The organism is Brachybacterium tyrofermentans (assembly GCF_014897585.1).
Classification (GTDB): domain Bacteria; phylum Actinomycetota; class Actinomycetes; order Actinomycetales; family Dermabacteraceae; genus Brachybacterium; species Brachybacterium tyrofermentans.
In genome coordinates this window covers 1-784 of record NZ_JABUXW010000096.1, presented here as the reverse complement: position 1 = coordinate 784, position 784 = coordinate 1, and the positions used below count along the sequence as shown (strand labels likewise).

Sequence of the window (784 nt, the reverse complement as noted above, 5' to 3'; positions counted from 1 at the left end):
CTGACAGCCTGACCCCTCATCGAAGGATCGCTACACCACTACCTGGGACTTGACCTGGGCACCTCGCGAATCCACGGTGGAAGGCAGCGACACGACGCAGTGCGCGGACATCGCTTCGGGTCTGGACCACATGGTTGCACCGAACCGGCCGGATCCTCTCGGATCCGCTGTCACTGATTCCCCCAGCTCCTGCCCCCGCGTCTGTGCCGCGACCGTGTCCAGATCCAGTGATACGGAGGGCGCTCCTCACCTCCAACATTCGACTACACGCGATGATTCATCTCGGCGCTGAGGCCGGCTTGCGTCGTGGGGAGATCGCCGTGGTTGCGCGCGACGACGTCATTGAGGAACGGTTTGGCAGCTCACTCATCGTTCATGGCAAGGGCCGGCGCGAACGCACCGTCCCGCTCACCAGTGCCACCCACGACGCCATACAGCGTCAGTTCAGGCTCGGTTCACCAGAGCTCCCTTGGCTCTTCCCATCTGCAGGCCGGTATTCAGATACTCACATCCAGCCAATCCGGGTGGGAGAGCTCGTCAACGGCGCGTTACCAGGACACTGGAGTGCCCACACTCTTCGCCACCGCTTCGCCACCGAGGCATACAGGAACTCCCATGATCTGCTCCTGGTACAGACGCTAATGGGGCACTCCAAGCCTGAGACAACCGCCATCTACGTCGGCCTCGACACTGCACGAGCGCGGACAGTCGTCGACGGAATCAGCCTAGCCTCGGGCTTTCATCGTTGAGGTGTCCGAGGGGTGGGTCGTGATGGGTGAAGGTG

The 784-nt window shown here is 62.4% G+C and carries 1 protein-coding gene; it reads left to right on the top strand.

Annotated features, from left to right (window positions below; translation table 11 throughout):
• Nucleotides 1-203: 203 nt before the first annotated feature.
• Entirely contained in the window at nucleotides 204-749 is a 546-nt protein-coding gene (locus INT49_RS20860) for a tyrosine-type recombinase/integrase (RefSeq protein ID WP_319021724.1), read from the top strand.
• The last annotated feature ends 35 nt before the right edge of the window (nucleotides 750-784 follow it).